The sequence below is a fragment of the Agrobacterium sp. InxBP2 genome (genome assembly GCF_026191755.1).
GTDB classification, from domain to species: Bacteria; Pseudomonadota; Alphaproteobacteria; order Rhizobiales; family Rhizobiaceae; genus Agrobacterium; species Agrobacterium pusense.
In genome coordinates, this window is sequence record NZ_JAINDY010000016.1 from 1 (window position 1) to 16,339 (window position 16,339).

17 protein-coding genes, 1 tRNA gene and 1 pseudogene are annotated in these 16,339 nt (G+C 57.6%); 14 read left to right on the top strand and 5 right to left on the bottom strand.

Going from position 1 to position 16,339, the window contains the following annotated elements; translation table 11 throughout:
• Positions 1–60: 60 nt before the first annotated feature.
• Positions 61–137, top strand: a tRNA-Met gene (locus K7A42_RS00635).
• Between the two features lie 186 nt (positions 138–323).
• Here K7A42_RS00635 and K7A42_RS26080 read toward each other — a convergent pair.
• Positions 324–499 (bottom strand): annotated as a pseudogene (locus K7A42_RS26080) (IS3 family transposase); the annotation flags it as partial.
• 23 nt (positions 500–522) lie between these two features.
• Positions 523–1,473, bottom strand: coding sequence for an AraC family transcriptional regulator (locus K7A42_RS00640; RefSeq protein ID WP_112556437.1), 951 nt, complete (start codon positions 1,471–1,473; stop codon positions 523–525).
• 96 nt (positions 1,474–1,569) lie between these two features.
• On the opposite strand from K7A42_RS00640, the gene K7A42_RS00645 reads away from it, so the two are divergent.
• Positions 1,570–2,322 (top strand): SDR family oxidoreductase, encoded by a 753-nt coding sequence (locus tag K7A42_RS00645; RefSeq protein WP_072493387.1) that lies wholly within the window; start codon positions 1,570–1,572, stop codon positions 2,320–2,322.
• 87 nt (positions 2,323–2,409) lie between these two features.
• Here the strand turns inward: K7A42_RS00645 and K7A42_RS00650 are convergent, their stop codons facing one another.
• Entirely contained in the window at positions 2,410–3,141 is a 732-nt protein-coding gene (locus tag K7A42_RS00650; protein WP_112556435.1) for an SDR family NAD(P)-dependent oxidoreductase, read from the bottom strand.
• Between the two features lie 81 nt (positions 3,142–3,222).
• Here K7A42_RS00650 and K7A42_RS00655 point away from each other — a divergent pair, with 81 nt between their 5' ends.
• The 5 genes from K7A42_RS00655 to K7A42_RS00675 all read left to right on the top strand — a co-directional run bounded on the left by K7A42_RS00655 (position 3,223) and on the right by K7A42_RS00675 (position 6,189).
• The gene (locus K7A42_RS00655) at positions 3,223–3,615 is read left to right on the top strand and encodes a winged helix-turn-helix transcriptional regulator (RefSeq protein ID WP_004446167.1); all 393 of its coding nucleotides are present in this window, start codon (positions 3,223–3,225) and stop codon (positions 3,613–3,615) included.
• Between the two features lie 171 nt (positions 3,616–3,786).
• Positions 3,787–4,416, top strand: coding sequence for a hypothetical protein (locus K7A42_RS00660; RefSeq protein ID WP_112556433.1), 630 nt, complete (start codon positions 3,787–3,789; stop codon positions 4,414–4,416).
• Between the two features lie 259 nt (positions 4,417–4,675).
• Positions 4,676–4,987, top strand: a complete 312-nt coding sequence (locus K7A42_RS00665) for a hypothetical protein (RefSeq protein ID WP_112416080.1) — start codon at positions 4,676–4,678, stop codon at positions 4,985–4,987.
• 166 nt (positions 4,988–5,153) lie between these two features.
• On the top strand, positions 5,154–5,543 hold the full coding sequence (locus K7A42_RS00670; RefSeq protein WP_037092194.1) for a hypothetical protein: 390 nt from the start codon (positions 5,154–5,156) through the stop codon (positions 5,541–5,543).
• 247 nt (positions 5,544–5,790) lie between these two features.
• Positions 5,791–6,189, top strand: coding sequence for a hypothetical protein (locus tag K7A42_RS00675; RefSeq protein WP_052114233.1), 399 nt, complete (start codon positions 5,791–5,793; stop codon positions 6,187–6,189).
• 276 nt (positions 6,190–6,465) lie between these two features.
• Here K7A42_RS00675 and K7A42_RS00680 read toward each other — a convergent pair whose 3' ends face one another.
• Positions 6,466–7,488 carry a hypothetical protein gene (locus K7A42_RS00680; RefSeq protein WP_202049042.1) on the bottom strand — a complete coding sequence of 341 codons (1,023 nt, stop codon included), beginning with the start codon at positions 7,486–7,488 and terminating at the stop codon, positions 6,466–6,468.
• A gap of 217 nt (positions 7,489–7,705) precedes the next feature.
• On the opposite strand from K7A42_RS00680, the gene K7A42_RS00685 reads away from it, so the two are divergent.
• On the top strand, positions 7,706–8,566 hold the full coding sequence (locus K7A42_RS00685; RefSeq protein WP_112556429.1) for a LysR family transcriptional regulator: 861 nt from the start codon (positions 7,706–7,708) through the stop codon (positions 8,564–8,566).
• 267 nt (positions 8,567–8,833) lie between these two features.
• Here K7A42_RS00685 and K7A42_RS00690 read toward each other — a convergent pair whose 3' ends face one another.
• Positions 8,834–9,913, bottom strand: a complete 1,080-nt coding sequence (locus tag K7A42_RS00690) for a LacI family DNA-binding transcriptional regulator (protein ID WP_004446153.1) — start codon at positions 9,911–9,913, stop codon at positions 8,834–8,836.
• A gap of 238 nt (positions 9,914–10,151) precedes the next feature.
• On the opposite strand from K7A42_RS00690, the gene K7A42_RS00695 reads away from it, so the two are divergent.
• From K7A42_RS00695 to K7A42_RS00720, 6 genes are all read left to right on the top strand, one after another.
• Positions 10,152–11,129, top strand: a complete 978-nt coding sequence (locus K7A42_RS00695; RefSeq protein WP_111814391.1) for a substrate-binding domain-containing protein — start codon at positions 10,152–10,154, stop codon at positions 11,127–11,129.
• Between the two features lie 115 nt (positions 11,130–11,244).
• Complete coding sequence (locus tag K7A42_RS00700; RefSeq protein ID WP_006697920.1) at positions 11,245–12,735, top strand: sugar ABC transporter ATP-binding protein; 1,491 nt, start codon at positions 11,245–11,247, stop codon at positions 12,733–12,735.
• Positions 12,728–13,741 carry an ABC transporter permease gene (locus K7A42_RS00705; protein WP_112556427.1) on the top strand — a complete coding sequence of 338 codons (1,014 nt, stop codon included), beginning with the start codon at positions 12,728–12,730 and terminating at the stop codon, positions 13,739–13,741. Before K7A42_RS00700 ends, K7A42_RS00705 begins: the two co-directional genes overlap by 8 nt.
• Positions 13,741–14,736 carry an ABC transporter permease gene (locus K7A42_RS00710; RefSeq protein ID WP_112556425.1) on the top strand — a complete coding sequence of 332 codons (996 nt, stop codon included), beginning with the start codon at positions 13,741–13,743 and terminating at the stop codon, positions 14,734–14,736. The genes K7A42_RS00705 and K7A42_RS00710 overlap by 1 nt, the downstream gene beginning before the upstream one ends.
• 1 nt (position 14,737) lies before the next feature.
• Positions 14,738–15,586: a sugar phosphate isomerase/epimerase family protein gene (locus K7A42_RS00715; protein ID WP_112556423.1), complete on the top strand. Its 849-nt coding sequence runs from the start codon at positions 14,738–14,740 to the stop codon at positions 15,584–15,586.
• A 26-nt stretch (positions 15,587–15,612) separates the two neighbouring features.
• Positions 15,613–16,278 carry a nucleoside triphosphate hydrolase gene (locus K7A42_RS00720; protein ID WP_112556421.1) on the top strand — a complete coding sequence of 222 codons (666 nt, stop codon included), beginning with the start codon at positions 15,613–15,615 and terminating at the stop codon, positions 16,276–16,278.
• Positions 16,279–16,339: the final 61 nt, after the last annotated feature.

A 16,339-nucleotide genomic window follows, 5' to 3' on the forward strand; every position in this document is an offset into this window, starting at 1 on the left:
ATCCGTCGTCGCTAAAGCAACGACGTAACCGCGACATTCGGCCTTGCCGAATGCGCTGGACGCGGGGTGGAGCAGCCCGGTAGCTCGTCAGGCTCATAACCTGAAGGCCGCAGGTTCAAATCCTGCCCCCGCAACCAAAACCCTACGCTACAGTATCCCACAATAGCCAAAAAACTACGATCCAGCGCGCTAAACAGCTACGATCAAACAGGCAAAATCCTCGACTTAACAAAGCTCCTCCGCGTCAGCGTCGAGGAGCTTTTTGTGTTTCTGCTGCGTGTCGATCTCTCCAACCTCCATGACCTTTGACCCTGTCCCCTTTGTCCAGTTTTGAGTTCGCTCCAGCGGTTTGGGTTGCTGTATCGCAGCACCTCATCACGTCACGTCGCGGGTTGATTGTCTGAGCGAAGAACTAGGCGGATGTCAGCCACCCGAGTCCAGAGTTTAGTCGATGATCGTTGGAATCGCTGCGCCAGTTTGAAGGCGCTGGTCGGGCGTATTGTCGATAGGCCAACTGCATTGTTATAATTCTGTCAGTGGCCGTAGCAATCGGTTGTCTCCTGCCTCGCCGTTCTGTGCCGCCATACGGGCGTATCGAGCAGGAGGGATGCCGGTGCGTCGGGCAAAAGCCACGCTGAACGTACTTGCTGATCCATATCCCACCCGCTCGGCTACATCGTCTATTGCGAGATCACCGCTCCGCAAGAGCTGCCTCGCCAACGCCATACGCCATGTCAGCAGGTATTCCATCGGCGCAACCCCGACTATTCGGTTGAAGCGCGCAAAAAATGCCGAACGGGAGAGCGCCGCCTCTTTCGCGAGATCAACGACGGTCCAGGGATGGCCGGGACGGTCATGCATAGCCCGAAGTGCCGCCGAAAGGCGCTCATCACCAAGCCCTCTGCCGAGGCCCTGTGCAGAATTGGTGTCGGTTGAGGACCGTAGTGCCTCGATCAACAGCACCTCGATAAGTCGTTCCAGAACCGGTTCGCGCGCTGCGCGCCGTTCCTGCGTCTCCTCGTCGATCAACTGCATCAACGTCGCAAGTCGGGGTTTGTCGCGAACCAGAATCACGTCCGGCAACAGGGAAACGAGCAGGGCCGCATCCGGCGTGCCGAAGCTGCAATGTCCGATACGCATTCGTAGCGCGGGTGGGCCGTCATGTGGTCCCAAATAAAAATGTCCCTCATTGATCTTTGTCGGGACCGTTGCCGGCAAGTCGGCTGTGGCGTTGGCGCTTTCATTGACGAGATCGCGCATGGCAGGCGCGAGAATGAAGTCTCCGGCCTGCAGGATAAACGTTTGTCGGCCACCGAAAGTGACCCGGCATTGCCCTTCCAGGATGGCACAATAAAACGGCTCGCCTGTGCCCTCACGACGTATACGCCATGCACCGGCGCACTCCACCAGTTTCGAAGCCCGCGCGGCGGGTTGCAGGAGTGTGACGATCTCGGTGAGCGGGTCTGTTGTCATATCCAGGACTATTACTAAAGAAATGAGGAGCTTTGAATATATAAAGTCTTCCTTCGGGTCGCTACCATAATGACACAGCCACTTATGGAGAAAATAATGCCCGCAATTCTGATAACCGGTTGTTCCTCGGGTTTTGGCCTGGAAACTGCAAAACTGTTCCTTGAAAAAGGCTGGGACGTGATCGCCACGATGAGAACGCCCGACGAGAGCTTACTCCCTGCGTCTGGGCGTCTCCGTGTTCTAGCACTCGATGTCACCGTCCCGGACAGCATCTCACAGCTTATGAAGGCAACGGGTCAAATCGATGTGCTCGTCAATAACGCCGGGTTCGGAGCACCATCTCCTGTCGAACTGACTGCATCCCAGACCGCACAGGCACTATTTCAGACGAACACGATAGGCACTCTGGCGATGATCCAGGCCCTCGGCCCGCAAATGCGTCGTCGCCGGGCTGGCGTCATTATCAACGTTACGTCCTCGGTCACACTGAAACCGCTACCGGTCATTGGGGTTTATCGCGCCAGCAAGGCCGCAGTGAATGCGCTCAGCGAGTCCCTTGCGATTGAAATGGAGCCTTTCGGCGTTCGCGTCCACATCGTTTTGCCCGGACGTTCGCCGGAAACGAGTTTCGGCGCCAGTGCCCGCCCACACCTGCGCGGCATGGACGATGCGGACTATGCGCCTCTTTTGCAGCAGTTCGTCAGGAATGTTCAGGACGACAAGGGCCCTGTGACCCACGCGCGCGATGTCGCGGAAGCGATCTGGAAGGCTGCCACCGATCCGTCTGCGCCACTGCGCATACCGGCAGGTGCAGACGCAGCGCTATGGATGGCTGAGGCGGGCCTGTAATCAGCGAAATTGCGATCCGTCGCTTCTCTGTCGAGCGTTTGCTGTACCCGGTCATTCCAGATCGGGTACAGCGCTTCGAATTCTGGCTCAGACCTGCCGCAAGCCGCCATCGACGCACAGTTCGGCACCGGCGATGTAACTCGCCTCATCGCTTAACAGGAACAAGGCAGCTGCAGCCACCTCGGCGGGTCGCGCCATCCGTCCCATGGGAATCGGAGCGACAATGGCCGCGCGCATGTCTGGCTGAACCGCAGCCATCATTTCCGTATCGGTTGGACCCGGTGCGACGACGTTAACGCGTATACCCTTGGATGCCAATTCTGCAGTCCAGGTTCGTGCATAGGAACGCACGGCTGCCTTGGTCGCAGCATATGTGCCATAGGAAGCATAGCCGCCGCTGTCTGCAATTGACCCGACGAGGACGACCGAGCCGCCTTCCCTCATCGCCGTCAGAGCCGCCTGGAAGCCGAAGACCATTCCTCGAACGTTGACGTCGAAGTGGCGGTCAAAGTGTTCAGGCGTTATCTCCGTGATCTGGGCGGGCTCGGAAAGACCGGCGTTCAAGACCAGCGCGTCGATACGGCCGTGTTCCCTTCTCACTTTTTCGACCGCCTCCCGCATATCTTCGGGGAGCGCGGCATCGGCGACAATGCCGACCGCACCATGACCGATGGCAGTTGCCACCTTTTCGGCATCTTCACTTCGGCGACTGGTGATGAAAACCATCGCTCCTTCGGCCGAAAGCCGCTCTGCAATTGCCAAGCCGATACCCTTGGCGCCCCCGACAATCAGGGCGACCTTGTTACTCATCCGAGCCATCGTAAGTCCTTTCAATTGATGGTCGCTGCATGATATACATTAGATATCTGGTATCAATTACGCACCTTAAGTAGCCTAGATATGGACGAGTATACTGACCTTGAAGCACTTTCTCAGTGCGCCCTTAGAGACATGGCGCAGGTTCGCCCCGTGCTCGACAAGATCGCGGACAAATGGACAATCCTGATCCTGACGGTGATTTGTCCCAAGCCCTCGCGCTTCAACGAGATCAAGCGCCGTCTCGACGGTATCACCCACAAGGCCTTGGCCGATGCTCTAAAGAGGCTTGAGCGGAACGGTCTTGTGACGAGGACCGTCCTGCCGACCCAGCCGGTGGGTGTAGAATACGCGATCACCCCGCTGGGCCATTCTCTGCGGCAACCGTTTGAGGCCCTGTGCTCATGGGCAGTAGCTAATGGCGATAAGGTCGAGGCCGCTGTGCTGCTTTATGACAACAGGGCAAATCATCGCTGATATCGCGATGGCCGCTTGAGCACCTACTGGCCGGAAGGCTCGTCGTTTTAAACCGGAGAGCCATACCCCGGCTAAGCAGGACGTTTCCGATAATCGTAGGCTGGTTCGGATCTGCGGTTGCCGAACAGTTCACCTCGTTGAACGAAAGGAGATCGGCACTATTTAGAAGAGATGCGGAAACTCGAGAAGAGCGATATCGAACTGATCAGGACGTGGATGTTGTCGCCTGCGATGACGCTGGGATCGTCCGTGCGAGCGAAAGGCATTCTGCAGGAAATGCAGGCCCGACTGCCTGCGGCTTTGAAGAAAGCGATCAGCCTGGAGGGCAACGAGATCACGCTCGCGATGCCAGCCCGCGACAAAAACGCCTTCGACGCCGCTGCGAGGACCGTGGCCGGCGTGATGATGGAAGCCGAAACTCTTCCGGTGATCCCGCGCGAGATACAGGACATCCTCGCCATCAAGACGAGCGAGCGACATCGCTGGCTTGCGGATGGGCGTCTCAAGAACGCCGGGACGAGAACCGTGCGGCTGAACGGCCGTGCCCGGCGCATCACCTTCCATGTCTTCGATCCGAAGGTGGTCGAGGACCTTCTCGATCGCGGGGTCGTGGAAGAGTGGCGGGTGGAGGACGCCGAGGCGAAGGCAGAGAAACGACAGAAAGCGGCCTATCAGAGGCGGCTGGCTCGATCGCTCAAAAAGAAGTTGAAGCCGGGAGAAAAGGCGGGTCAGAAGGTTGACGAAGGTGCGGCCGACCTTCGTGGATGGGGAGAGTTCGACCGGGATGGGTTCCTTCGCTAGGCAATCGCACCAAACATGGTGCCTCCAGCGATTTCGAGAGGCTGTCCCTCCAGCGTTACGGAACGTTCTGTTGTTATCACGCAGCATCAATCGTGGCCGCGGGCCTGGGTCGACCTTCGCGGAATGGAAGGCGGCATAGACTTCCGGCCGGGATATAATGGAAGCCGCCCCACCACAATGTGGGAGAAACTTCTGATTGACGGAACAAACAGGACAAAATCCCCGTTGCTCGTCACAATAATTTCTTTGGAGGCGCGTCATGAGACTCAAGCTGGCTTTAAGCGTGGTTCTAAGCGTTACCTTTACGGCGGCAGCGGCGGAAGCGCGGACACAATTGCATCTTTACGGCACCGTTCCGGTGACGGGTAACCATGTACTGGAGATGGCCCATCAGACAGCCCTCGACAGATGCAGTATCGAACGTTACCCATCATATGGCGACGTGGGTTTCTATGCAGGTGCCTATGGCTCCGCCCAGGTGCGCAGTTGCATGTATCGCAAGGGTTTCGTTTTTGAGAATGGTGAGCCTTTCGCATATCCTGTGAGAAAAGCGACCTACCTTTCATGGTGACGAGATCACGAAACGTCTGACGGCGGAGCGCCTGAGGGGTGAGGGCCGTCTTCGCAATTCACAAGTTGCGGATTTCAGGAGCATGTGATTTTTCAGTCGAGTGGCCCGAATCCGTATTGAAAACCGGCGGCAGAGTATCGATTTCAGGGGTAACCTGGAGGTCGGAATGATCTACGTTATTTTCGCGTTGTGCGCGCTCGCGGTAACATTCTTTGCCTGTCGGTATTTCGCCGCCAAGGCTCTCCTTGTCGAACGCGAAATCGACAAAGCGATCGCAAGGCGGTTTGAATCGAGCGGAAAGGTTATCGAACTGGCGGAGCTGCGAGAGGAAAACGCGGTCATGCGTAATCTTCTGCTAGACCTTCTGGAAAACGAAGCCGTTTTTCCAGTCCAGTCAGTACCTCCATCAAGGGTCGATTTGCGCAGGATGGGCGCCGCAAAGGTCCAGAGGTATCGCGAAATACTTGCTGAAAGTCGGTACGTCTTGCAACAGCGTGGAGCCATTGGGGTCTTCGAAGACCACGGCGCATTCAAGGCCGATCAACGCAGGTCTTGAGTTTAGGAACAGCTCGCGCAGCTTCCTCGTGGGAGTGCGGTAGGAAGATAGGCCTGAAGTTTTCCTTGTAGAGCGAGGCATCTTCACGATCCTGGATTGCTTTACCCGATGAGACCGTCTGACGAACCGTTTCTGCGTGGACTCCATCTGGAATTCCCGACGTGTTTTGACTATCACGGTAGCGCCTCGCGTCGCAGCTGAAGCGAAGCAAAAGTGTATTCGCATGAGAGCCGACAAAGGAATCCGGATGTCGATCACTGTACAGAGAACAATTCCTGCCGAGCGGATGCGCCAGTTCCATCAGATGGTTGATCGCTGGCTGGAAGAAGGTCCGATCAAGCTCGCGACGAACGCAACGATAACCGCCATGGACAACGCCGGCATCCCAAAGGCCGAACAGGCAGCGATCATCGAGGACCGCGATATCATCATGAAATACAATATGCGCCTCGGTGTAATCAGCGAGGTATTCGGCCCCGCCATCGAGAAGGCGGTGGGGTCGTACCGCTCGGGAAGTGAAGCACAGGACGAGATCGCGCGTTTGATTGTAACTGCCATGGGTCTCCGGCAGGACGATGACAGCGAACTGGTCACGTTCACCTTCACGACCCAGAGTGAGGCAGATGTATTCGAAAAAGCCACTTGAAACATCAAATTCTGCCCGCCGCGCGCGGCCCCTGCGAATCAGGGCTTGGGACCGTGACCGTCAATGCGGCTGAAGGGCAGGCAAGATTAGCTCGGGCCTCTATCGATCAATCCATCAATCGGAAAGCGCGACTGGAAACCGATATCGAATTGCCAGACGGATCGTTGGAAGCGTCTCCATAAAATTCGATCGTGACCGGCTCGTCCGCGACATAGATCATTATGTAGCCAATTTCATTCGACGTTCCTTCTGCGGTTCAGATGCATATGCATCCCTCTAGTCGAACGCGCGCAACTCGCGCCGCATCAGGACCCACCATGTCAGGGTCAAGAGAATGCCGATCACAGCGACGAGTATGGCGCTGAACGAAAACGATACCCAGCGCATGAGCCCGACAGTCAACGCCGCACCGATGCCTATGCAGATCTCCTTGATGAACATGGTTTTTTGCCGGACAGAATAGTAGTCGATATGACCAAAGGTACATTCTGCCAGCGAAATCATGAACACCCAGACCACAGCGCCGGTGAATGTATGGACGTGGAATGCACCCGGAAAAGCCAGAAGAAGAAAGCCGGAGAAGATAAAGGCAAAGATCACCAACAGTCGGAAGCGGCAGGTCATCTCGATGAATTTTAACGTCGGTATCTGGCCAAGGACCACCACCGCACTGTTGAGGATGATCATCAGACCATACCAGGCAGGAAGCGACTGCCCCGATTTCAAAATTGTCTGTGGTAGCACCGAAAAAACACCAAAAAGCATCATTCCCATTGCTGTGCCGACAGATATCCACGCGACGATGGCACCGGCTGATTGCCCCTGGAATATTTTGACGTGAATGAGGGTTGTATCGAAGCGTCGAGGCATTGCGACAAGCGCGCAACCCGCGATCAGCGCGGCGGCGCCCCAGAAAAACATGTCTTGTGTAAGAAATGGCAGCATGATCACAAGTCCCGCCGTGAACGCACCGACATTCATGGCGATGCGGTTATTGGCCGAGCCGCGTTTGGATTGCGCAGCGACGTTCTTGATCAGATAGCCACTGTTTGCCGCGCCATAGGAAAAGAGGCATGCCGCAGAAAGCGATTGTATCAGGCTGCAATTAAGAGACAGCAAGCCGGCGCCTGCCGCCATGGCGGCAAGTGAGACCAGCAAGGACCGGCCACCAAACAGATGAATTGTCACTGGCAGCAAAACGAGGCCAAAGCGATAGCCGAGGGCCAGCACGGTATTTGTGGTAGCATCGAGCCAGATATTAGCTTCGCCCAAAACGGCAAAGAGCGTGACGGCCGTCACGATACGGATGCTGATTAAATTAGAATCATACGTCAATCGGCCACGGGAGGCCTCGATTTCAGGTTCGGCATTTCAGCCACTTTTCAAGCTCCGCTGGACCTTAGCGCGAGAGGCGTCCGGCCCTGTTGTTATGTGAATTGGATACGCCGTTTTTGCAGTCTGGGATGGCCTTTAGAAGCAGGTTGGAATAGATTTCAGTGATCACGATCTGGAATAAATGGCATTACTAATGTTGGATCCCGAGGCGGTGCTGACCTTCATTTTGGTGAGCGAACACAAGAGTTTTACCAAGGCGGCGCACGCGCTTAACACCACTCAATCGGCCGTCAGCATGCGTTTGCGTCGGTTGGAAGAAGAATTGGGGGTCCTGCTTGTCGAGCGATCGACACGGAGCCTGAAACTTTCCTCGCCAGGGCAGGCTTTTATACAGCCGGCGCGAGACTTTCTGAGCGCGCATGACCGGGCGATGGGAGTGTTCGAAACGCATCGACCACAATTGAGCATAGGAATAAGCCACCATTTGGTGGGCCTCGACGTCTCACAGGTTTTAGCATCTATCGCTCGCGAGAATCCCGGCCTGATTGTCAATCTCACTGTGGACGGATCGCAGGCCCTTCTCGCCCGATATGAGCAGGGCGAAATGGACGCAATTATCTTGATGAAGCACGCGTCAGGGAGACGGCACGGAGAGAAGATCGGCGTTGCCCGTTTCGGCTGGTTCGGGGCGCCGGATTTCGAGAGCGGGACGCGCGAAGAAATTCCGATCGTCATCTATCCCGAAGGATGCAGTATGCGAAATATGGTCATTAACTCGTTGGGCGATGCGAACGTGCAATGGCGCGAAGCCTTCATCGCTACGTCAGCCACTAACCTCCGCGCGGCGATCCTGGCGGGATTTGGCGTCGGCGCGCTATCGATCAATGTGACAGAAAACGGTTTGCTCGACCTTGGCGATACTTTCGGCCTTCCGCGGCTGCCGTCTCGCGATATTATGCTCTTGTCGCAGGTCCGCTCGCACCAGGCGCAGCGAGGCATCGAGACGATCAAAATGGCAATCAGCGATTTGAGTAACAGCTGAAGCGAATTGCGGTTTCGTCGGGCTTTCGGCAGCTCGGATTCCGCATGTGAAAGCGGCGGTCATCTTGTCGAGTTTACGACAGGTTGGCGACTGATCTGCGGGGCGAAAGGAGATACTCGTGGATGAAAACAGCCTCGACGTCCATCTTGCGCCGATCACCAGGCGGTCGCCGAGCGTGCATTCGTTAGCCATGGCGCTCCAGTGCTCCAGCCGATTGAAATATATCGCGACGCGCCGACCGTTGAGGTCACGTGGCATTTCGTATGTTCATCGCGCCATGCGGCGCAATGCCAGGGGGTCCCATATGTCGTCGAGCGGACCTTCGAGAGCGGTTCGCGGCGAAATGAGCGTCGGTTCGATAATGGTGACTTCGGGTTCGGTCCGGTTCTCTGCCAGAAGTTCGAACCCCTTGTTGAGCATTTGCGCTATATCGGGCTTGATCATGTAGACCGGGAACGGAAGGAACGATGCGAAGGGGTCGTAGTCAAAACAGCCGACAACGATATCGCCAAACGCCTCGCCGTCATGGCGCCCCATGAAACGCAGCAATCCTTCGAAATTGATCGATGAATTGACGAAGAAGCAGCGGGGCAGGCGGCCTTTGCGTTCAAAGAAACGTTCGAAAGCGAGTTCCGTCATGCGTGGTGAATAGCCGGTGATTTCGATATCCTCTCCGTTATCCACCCCGAAATAGGCGGCCTTGGTGGCGTGGAAGCCATCTATACGGGCGCGGCTGGCGTGGTCGTCATGACCGCCGAACAGGATGACGTCGTCAGGGCCGAGAGGTCCGTGTTTTTCCGCATGGGCAAGGATTGCCGATGTCAATATTTCCGCACCATGTCTGTTGTCGGAAATGACCGAGGGTACAAATTTGCCGGGAAGGTCAATATTGACATGCGGCAGTGCTGCGCGGGCGCAGACCTGGTGCACGCCGTCGGGATCAGTCGCGCCCGCAATGAAGAGTGCATCGATCGAATAGGCGATCAGTGTCTCCACCGTGCGGCGTTCTTCTTCAGGATCGCGCCGCCCCGATACAACCATCGGCGAAAGGCCGCGCTTGCGTGCCTGTCCCTCGAATGTTTGTGCCATCGAGGAAAAGAACCGGTTGTCATAAATCGGGACCAGTAGGCCAATGAGTCCGGATTTCGAGCTCCTCAAACCTCTCGCCTGCAGGTTGGCGGTGTAGCGGTGCGTCTTGGCGAGCGATAGAATTTTGTTGGCCGTTTCCTCGGAAATCCGCCTTTTTCGCCATGATCCATTCAGGACGGCGCTGACGGTCGACGCTGATGCGCCGGACAATAGCGACAAGTCGTATATAGTGGCCTTCTTGGAACTCATGCCCGTCATTGTGATCTCCCCAACTGATTCTAATTATTAGAGTAGGCGTCCCCTTGACGGAAGGGAGCTTCATGATATGGTTATTGCACCATCGATTGTGCAACCTGGCAATATCGATTGTGCAAGATGGTTGCTGTGGGAGTGGCAAGGGAGAGTCTCGAATAAGCGAGATGAGAAATTTTGAACGCGCCAGATGAAAAATGGCTGCGGCGGGTTTCGTTTGCCTGTTTTTTGGAGGAGGAACATCATGAAGAAAATTATTGCTGCAGCGGTTGGTCTGTCGCTCGCGCTGCTCTCGTCCGCAGCCTTTGCCGAAGGGCCGAAGGTGGGCGTCGTCGTCAAGATCGGCGGCATTCCGTGGTTCAACGCCATGGAGGCCGGGATCAAGGAGCAGAGCAAGAAGCTCGGCGTTGACGGTTTCATGGTCGGCCCGACGAGCGCCGATCCCGCCCTGCAGGTCCGCGCCATCGAGGACCTGATCGCCCAGAAGGTCGATTTCATCGGCGTCGTGCCGAATGATGCCAAGGTGCTGGAGCCAGTTCTGAAAAAAGCCCAGGCCGCCGGTATCAAGGTCATTACCCATGAATCCCCGAAGCAGCTCGGTGCCGACTGGGATTTCGAACTCGCCTCCGCCAAGGGTTTCGGTGAAGCGCATGGCAAGCTGCTGGCGGAGAAGATGGGCGGCAAGGGCTCCTATGCCGTCTTCGTCGGTTCTCTCACCGTTCCGCTTCACAATGCCTGGGCCGATGCCGCCATCGCCTATATCAAGGCCAATTATCCGGACATGAAGCTGGTCGGTGATCGCTACGGCGTTGCTGAGGACCTCGACAAGAGCCGTTCAACCGCGCTGGACCTGATGTCCGCCAATGCCGACCTCAAGGGCTTTCTGGCCTTCGGCTCGCAGGGACCGATCGGAGCCGGGCGTGCAGTTGAAGAGCGGCGCAAGGATGGCAAGGTCTTCGTCATCGGCCCGTTCTCGCCGGGACAGGGCGCCAAGCTCATCAAGACGGGGGCGCTGACGGGAGGCTTCATGTGGAACCCGAAGCAGGCCGGTGAGGTCTTCATCACGCTCGCGGATCGCATCGCCAAGGGTGAGACACCCAAGGCCGGCGACAATATCGAAGGTCTCGGCACCATCAATCCCGAGGGCAACACCATCGTCGTCGACCAGCTTCTGAAGATCGACAAGGAAAGCATCGACAAGCTCGTTTCCATGGGCCTCTGATCCTCCCCAAGGCCAAGGCGTCGCGCGAGGTGTCATACTCGCGCGACGCCTCATCTGGAAAACATGCCGAGCGCCACGTCTGCAATGCTGCCGCGGCGAGGAGATTTACGTTATCATGAGCGCAGAACCGCTCCTGTCCCTCAAAAATGTCAAAGTCACCTTCGGCGGTGTTCGCGCGCTGAAGGGTGTTTCTTTCGAGGTCAATCCGGGTGAAGTGCATTGCCTTGCCGGCGAGAACGGCTGCGGCAAGAGCACGCTGATCAAGGTCATTACGGGCGTTTACACGCCCCAAAGTGATGCTGAACTCTATTTCGACGGCAAGCCGATAGCCGCAATGACCCCAACGCTTGCGCAATCGCTTGGCATTCAGGTGATCTGGCAGGATCTGGCGCTGTTCGATGAAATGACGGTGGCTGAAAATATCGGCTTCCAGTACGCGGTGAATGCAAAATACGGGCTGGTCGACAAGCGCGCCATCGAGCAGGCTGCCGAAAAGGCGTTGGCCCGGCTCGGTGTCGAGATCGATCTCGACAGGCCGCTCAAGGAACTGCCCATCGCCCAGCGTCAGATCGTGGCGATTGCCCGCGCGTTGGTCGGTGAGGCACGGCTCGTTTTCATGGACGAACCGACCGCGTCGCTCACGCAGTCGGAAACGGATTACCTGATAGACATCGTCCGCAACCTGTCGGCCTCGGGTGTCGCGGTTGTCTTCGTCTCGCACCGCCTTGCGGAAGTGCTTGAGATTTCAGACCGCATAACCGTTTTGCGGGATGGGTCGCTTGTCGGTGTCTTTCCCGTTGAAGGCATGACCCAGTCACGGGTGACCGAGCTGATGACCGGCCGCAATTTCGACAGTGCCGTCATTGCCGCCGATCACGATGACAAACCCGTCGTTCTCTCGGTGCGCGGGCTGAGCCGTGCCGGCGAGTTCGAGGATGTTTCGTTCGATCTGCGGCGGGGCGAAACGCTTGGCATAACGGGCCTACTGGGAGCCGGCCGCACGGAACTGGCTTTGACACTGTTCGGCATGCATCGGCCGCAATCGGGTGAAGTACTGATTGACGGCGAGAAGGTTGATTTCCGTTCCAACCGCGATGCGATCCGGGCGGGCGTAGCCTATCTTTCCGAGGACCGGCTTTCGCTTGGTCTCAACCAGCCGCAATCCATTGCCGACAATCTGGTCATGGCCTCGCTCGACCGGCTGCTGCGCGGCGGCCTGATCTCACCGTCGAAAAAGGCGGATGTCGTTTCCCGCTGGATTTCTGCGCTCGGGGTGAAGATCGGCCTGCCCGAAGACCCGATCCGAACGCTTTCGGGCGGCAACCAGCAGCGTGTGGCGATCGCCAAGTGGCTGGCGATCGGGCCGAAAATCCTCATTCTCGACGCGCCGACCGTGGGGGTCGATGTCGGCGCCCGCGCCGGCATCTTCGAAATCGTCCGCAAGCTCGCCGCAGAAGGTCTCTCGATCATCGTGATCTCCGACGAGCCGCCAGAAGTTTATTTCAATACAGACAGGGTCATCCACATGGTCGAAGGCCGGTTCCACGCCACCTATGATCCGCGACGACTGTCGTTGACCGAACTGGAGGCCGCCATCTATGCGTAGGCTCATCCTCGGACATACGACCGAATTTACGCTGCTTGTGGTCATGGTGCTGCTTTGCACGGGACTGTCCTTCGCCACCGACCGGTTCCTCACCATCTCAAACGCCTTCGATGTACTGAATGTCTCTGCGGTCAACATCATCTTTGCGGTCGGCCTGCTTGTGGTGCTGATCTCGGGCGGTATCGACATTTCCTTCGCGGTCGCCGCTTCCGTCGTTCAATATGTGACGGTGCTGGCGCTCAATGCGCTCGGCGGCGGCAACTGGGCGGAAGGTTTCATCATTGCCGGCGCGGTTGGGCTTGGTCTCGGTTTCGTCAACGCTTTCCTCGTCTGGCGGCTCAACATCATTTCAATCGTCGCGACGATCTCCACCTTCAACATCTTCTTCGGGTTGCTGATGTTCTTCACCAAGGGTGTGTCGATCTACGACCTGCCGGAATGGCTGTCGACGCGTGTGGTATTTTACGAACATGAAATGCCTGATGGTTCATGGGTAGAGCTGACGCTGCCGGTCGTAGTCATGATCCTCTGCTGTATTGCAACGTGGTTCATGATTTCGCGCACCACTGTTGGGCGCAAACTTTACGCCTTCGGCGACAACCCGGAAGGTGCTCGCCGCTTCGGCATCAATATCGGCGCGATGCATTACATTTCTTTCGGCTGGCTCGGCCTGATGGCGGGCATTGCGGGCCTCATGCAGGCGCATTATGCGCAGGAAGTGGTGCCCAACGCGCTTTATGGCCGCGAGCTGGATGTACTTGCAGCAACGGTCCTCGGCGGTGCGCGGCTTGGCGGCGGCAAAGGCTCTGTCATCGGCTGCGTCCTCGGCGTTCTCATGGTGTCGATCACCCAGAACGGTCTCAACCTGATGGGCGTGTCACCCTTTGCCTTCAAGATGATCGTCGGTGCCATCATTCTGATCGCGATCACCCTCTCTTCCACCCGGTTCGACAAGCTTTTGCCGAGTGCGCTTCGCACGTCCACGAGAAAGGGGAGCGCCCACTGATGAGCAGCCTTGTCAGGAAATTCAACGCCATTTTCGGTGCCGATATGGCTGGACCGGTGATTGCCTTCATCGCAGTCATGCTCATTTTCGGAACGTTCGCGAATAACTTCCTCTCGCTTGCGACATTCGGTTCAGTGGCTTTCCAGCTGCCGGAACTCGGCCTTCTCACGCTGGCGATGCTGCTGCCACTGCTGACGGGCGGGATCAATCTGTCCGTCACCTTCGCGGCCAATCTCTCAGGACTTGCCGCAGCCTGGGTACTCCAGGCCCATGGCGGCGTAGATGCACCGCCGAGCGCCTTCCTCTTCGCCTGCCTTGCTGCATTTGTCACCGGCGGGGCTGCCGGTGCCATGACGGGTGCGGCGATCGCCTATACCCGCGCGCATCCCATTCTGGTGACGCTGTCGATGATGATTTTCCTGCGCGGCCTCGGCGAATTTCTGACGCGCGGCGGTGACGTGTCAGGGTTTCCCGCCTACATGGCGCCCCTTGGCCATGGCACGCTTCTCGGTCTGCCGATCCCGCTTCTGATTTTCATCGTCTGCGTGGCGCTCTGGCATGTGCTGCTGACGCGCACGAAGCTCGGCTTCGGGCTGTTGATGATCGGCTCGAATATCGAAGCCGCGCGTTATTCCGGCCTCAACACGCGCAAGATCCAGGTGCTCGTCTACACGCTCTCGGGTCTGATGTGCGCGGTCGCAGGCATCATCATGCTTGCCCGTTTCAACTCCGTCCGTGTCGGCCACGGGGAGTCCTATCTGCTGATCACGGTGCTCGCGGCCTTTCTCGGCGGCATCAATCCCTTTGGTGGTTTCGGTCGTGTGTTTCCCGTTTTTGTCGCGCTCATCGTCCTGCAGCTCCTGTCCTCCGGCCTTAATCTTCTCGGCGCCAACCAGCATCTCGCCACGGCCCTTTGGGGTGTCCTGATGATTGTCGTCATGGCGGCGCGGGGCCTGTTCTCCAGCTACTTCGCATCTCTCAGAAAGAAGGTATGACGTGAAAGGCTTCGGTGTTCACGCAATGATGTGGTCCCTGAACTGGGACCACGAAAACGCCAGACGGTCCATCGCCGCTGCTGCGGATTACGGTCAGGATTTCATCGAGATTCCGCTTATCGATATCCCCTCCGTCGATGCAAAACACACGCGCACGCTGCTGGAAAAATACGGGTTGCGCGCCGTCTGCTCGCTGGTGCTGCCGGAGCCCGCCTGGGCGTCCATACGTCCCGATGCGGCAATCGACTATCTGAACACCGCGCTCGACAAAGCCGCCGATATGGGGGCGGAAGCGCTGACGGGTGTCACCTACGGCGGCACCAATGAGCGAACAGGATTTCCGCCGACACAGGGTGAATATGACAACCTGACAAGGGCGCTTTCGCGGGCTGCCGGCCACGCAAAAACACACGGCCTGCAATTCGGCATCGAGACGGTCAACCGCTACGAGAACCATCTGCTCAACTCCGCCGAACAGGCGGTGGCGCTGGTAGAGCGCATCGGTGCGGACAATGTCTTCATCCATCTCGATACGTTCCATATGAATATGGAGGAAAAGGGCATTGCCAATGGCATCATCGCCGCCCGCAACCATCTGAGATACATGCATATGTCGGAAAGCGACCGCGGCACGCCGGGCTGCGGCAACGTTGCGTGGGACGAAGTGTTCTCAGCGCTCGCAGGCATCGGCTTCAAGGGCGTGCTGACGCTCGAAAGCTTCGCCGCGATGCCCAAGGAGATGGCGGGCGCGATTTCAACCTGGCGCCCGGTTGCGCCCAGCGCCGATGAGGTTCTCGACAAGGGACTGCCATTCCTGCGCGACAAGGCAAACCAGTACCGCATTTTCTGAAAGCACTCATTATCGGGGCAAGTACCTTGAACACTATTGACGATAATGCCCGCGAGATTGTGGGCCTTGCTCTTCAGCGACTGGAAGGGTCAAAGGCCCGGCGTGTGATGGTTGCGATTGCCGGTGCCCCCGGATCGGGAAAATCAACCATCGCCGAGCGTGTGGTCGATGCGTTGAACGCGGGCGAAGGCGTGTCCGCCGCACTGTTCCCGATGGATGGCTTTCATTATGACGATGCGGTGCTTGAGGAGATGAACCGCCGGCCCTTCAAGGGCGCCATCGATACGTTCGATGCTCACGGCCTGCGCCATATGCTTGAGCGCCTGAAAGCCAATCAGGACGACGTCGTTGCCGTCCCCGTCTTTGACCGCGCCATCGAGATCGCCCGCGCCGGTGGCCGCCTGATCCCGCAATCCGTCGATATCATCGTCTGCGAGGGCAATTATCTCCTCGCCGGCCAGTCGCCATGGGATCGCCTCAAGCCGATCTTCGATCTCACTGTCTTCGTTGATGTCGACGAGGACGATCTGCGTGCGCGGCTGCGGGATCGCTGGCGGAGCTTCGGTCTCGGCGAGGGGGAGATCAACCGGAAGGTGGAGGAAAACGATCTCCCCAATGGCCGCTTCATCACATCCACAAGCACGGAGCCGGACCTTCGCATCGGAAATCCGGGAAGCACTCCCGCGTCGTGAAACGGCCTGAAGGGTTGCGCCTCCCCACCCAAAGTCAAGCAAAACAGAAAAGCGAAAGAGA

Excerpts from the sequence above, each read along its gene's own strand:
- K7A42_RS00645 (WP_072493387.1), top strand. The coding sequence starts at position 1,570 with ATGCCCGCAATTCTGATAACCGGTTGTTCCTCGGGTTTTGGCCTGGAA.
- K7A42_RS00685 (WP_112556429.1), top strand. The coding sequence starts at position 7,706 with ATGGCATTACTAATGTTGGATCCCGAGGCGGTGCTGACCTTCATTTTG.
- K7A42_RS00650 (WP_112556435.1), bottom strand. The coding sequence starts at position 3,141 with ATGGCTCGGATGAGTAACAAGGTCGCCCTGATTGTCGGGGGCGCCAAG.
- K7A42_RS00655 (WP_004446167.1), top strand. The coding sequence starts at position 3,223 with ATGGACGAGTATACTGACCTTGAAGCACTTTCTCAGTGCGCCCTTAGA.
- K7A42_RS00660 (WP_112556433.1), top strand. The coding sequence starts at position 3,787 with ATGCGGAAACTCGAGAAGAGCGATATCGAACTGATCAGGACGTGGATG.
- K7A42_RS00705 (WP_112556427.1), top strand. The coding sequence starts at position 12,728 with ATGCGTAGGCTCATCCTCGGACATACGACCGAATTTACGCTGCTTGTG.
- K7A42_RS00710 (WP_112556425.1), top strand. The coding sequence starts at position 13,741 with ATGAGCAGCCTTGTCAGGAAATTCAACGCCATTTTCGGTGCCGATATG.
- K7A42_RS00695 (WP_111814391.1), top strand. The coding sequence starts at position 10,152 with ATGAAGAAAATTATTGCTGCAGCGGTTGGTCTGTCGCTCGCGCTGCTC.
- K7A42_RS00700 (WP_006697920.1), top strand. The coding sequence starts at position 11,245 with ATGAGCGCAGAACCGCTCCTGTCCCTCAAAAATGTCAAAGTCACCTTC.
- K7A42_RS00640 (WP_112556437.1), bottom strand. The coding sequence starts at position 1,473 with ATGACAACAGACCCGCTCACCGAGATCGTCACACTCCTGCAACCCGCC.
- K7A42_RS00675 (WP_052114233.1), top strand. The coding sequence starts at position 5,791 with ATGTCGATCACTGTACAGAGAACAATTCCTGCCGAGCGGATGCGCCAG.
- K7A42_RS00665 (WP_112416080.1), top strand. The coding sequence starts at position 4,676 with ATGAGACTCAAGCTGGCTTTAAGCGTGGTTCTAAGCGTTACCTTTACG.
- K7A42_RS00670 (WP_037092194.1), top strand. The coding sequence starts at position 5,154 with ATGATCTACGTTATTTTCGCGTTGTGCGCGCTCGCGGTAACATTCTTT.
- K7A42_RS00690 (WP_004446153.1), bottom strand. The coding sequence starts at position 9,913 with ATGACGGGCATGAGTTCCAAGAAGGCCACTATATACGACTTGTCGCTA.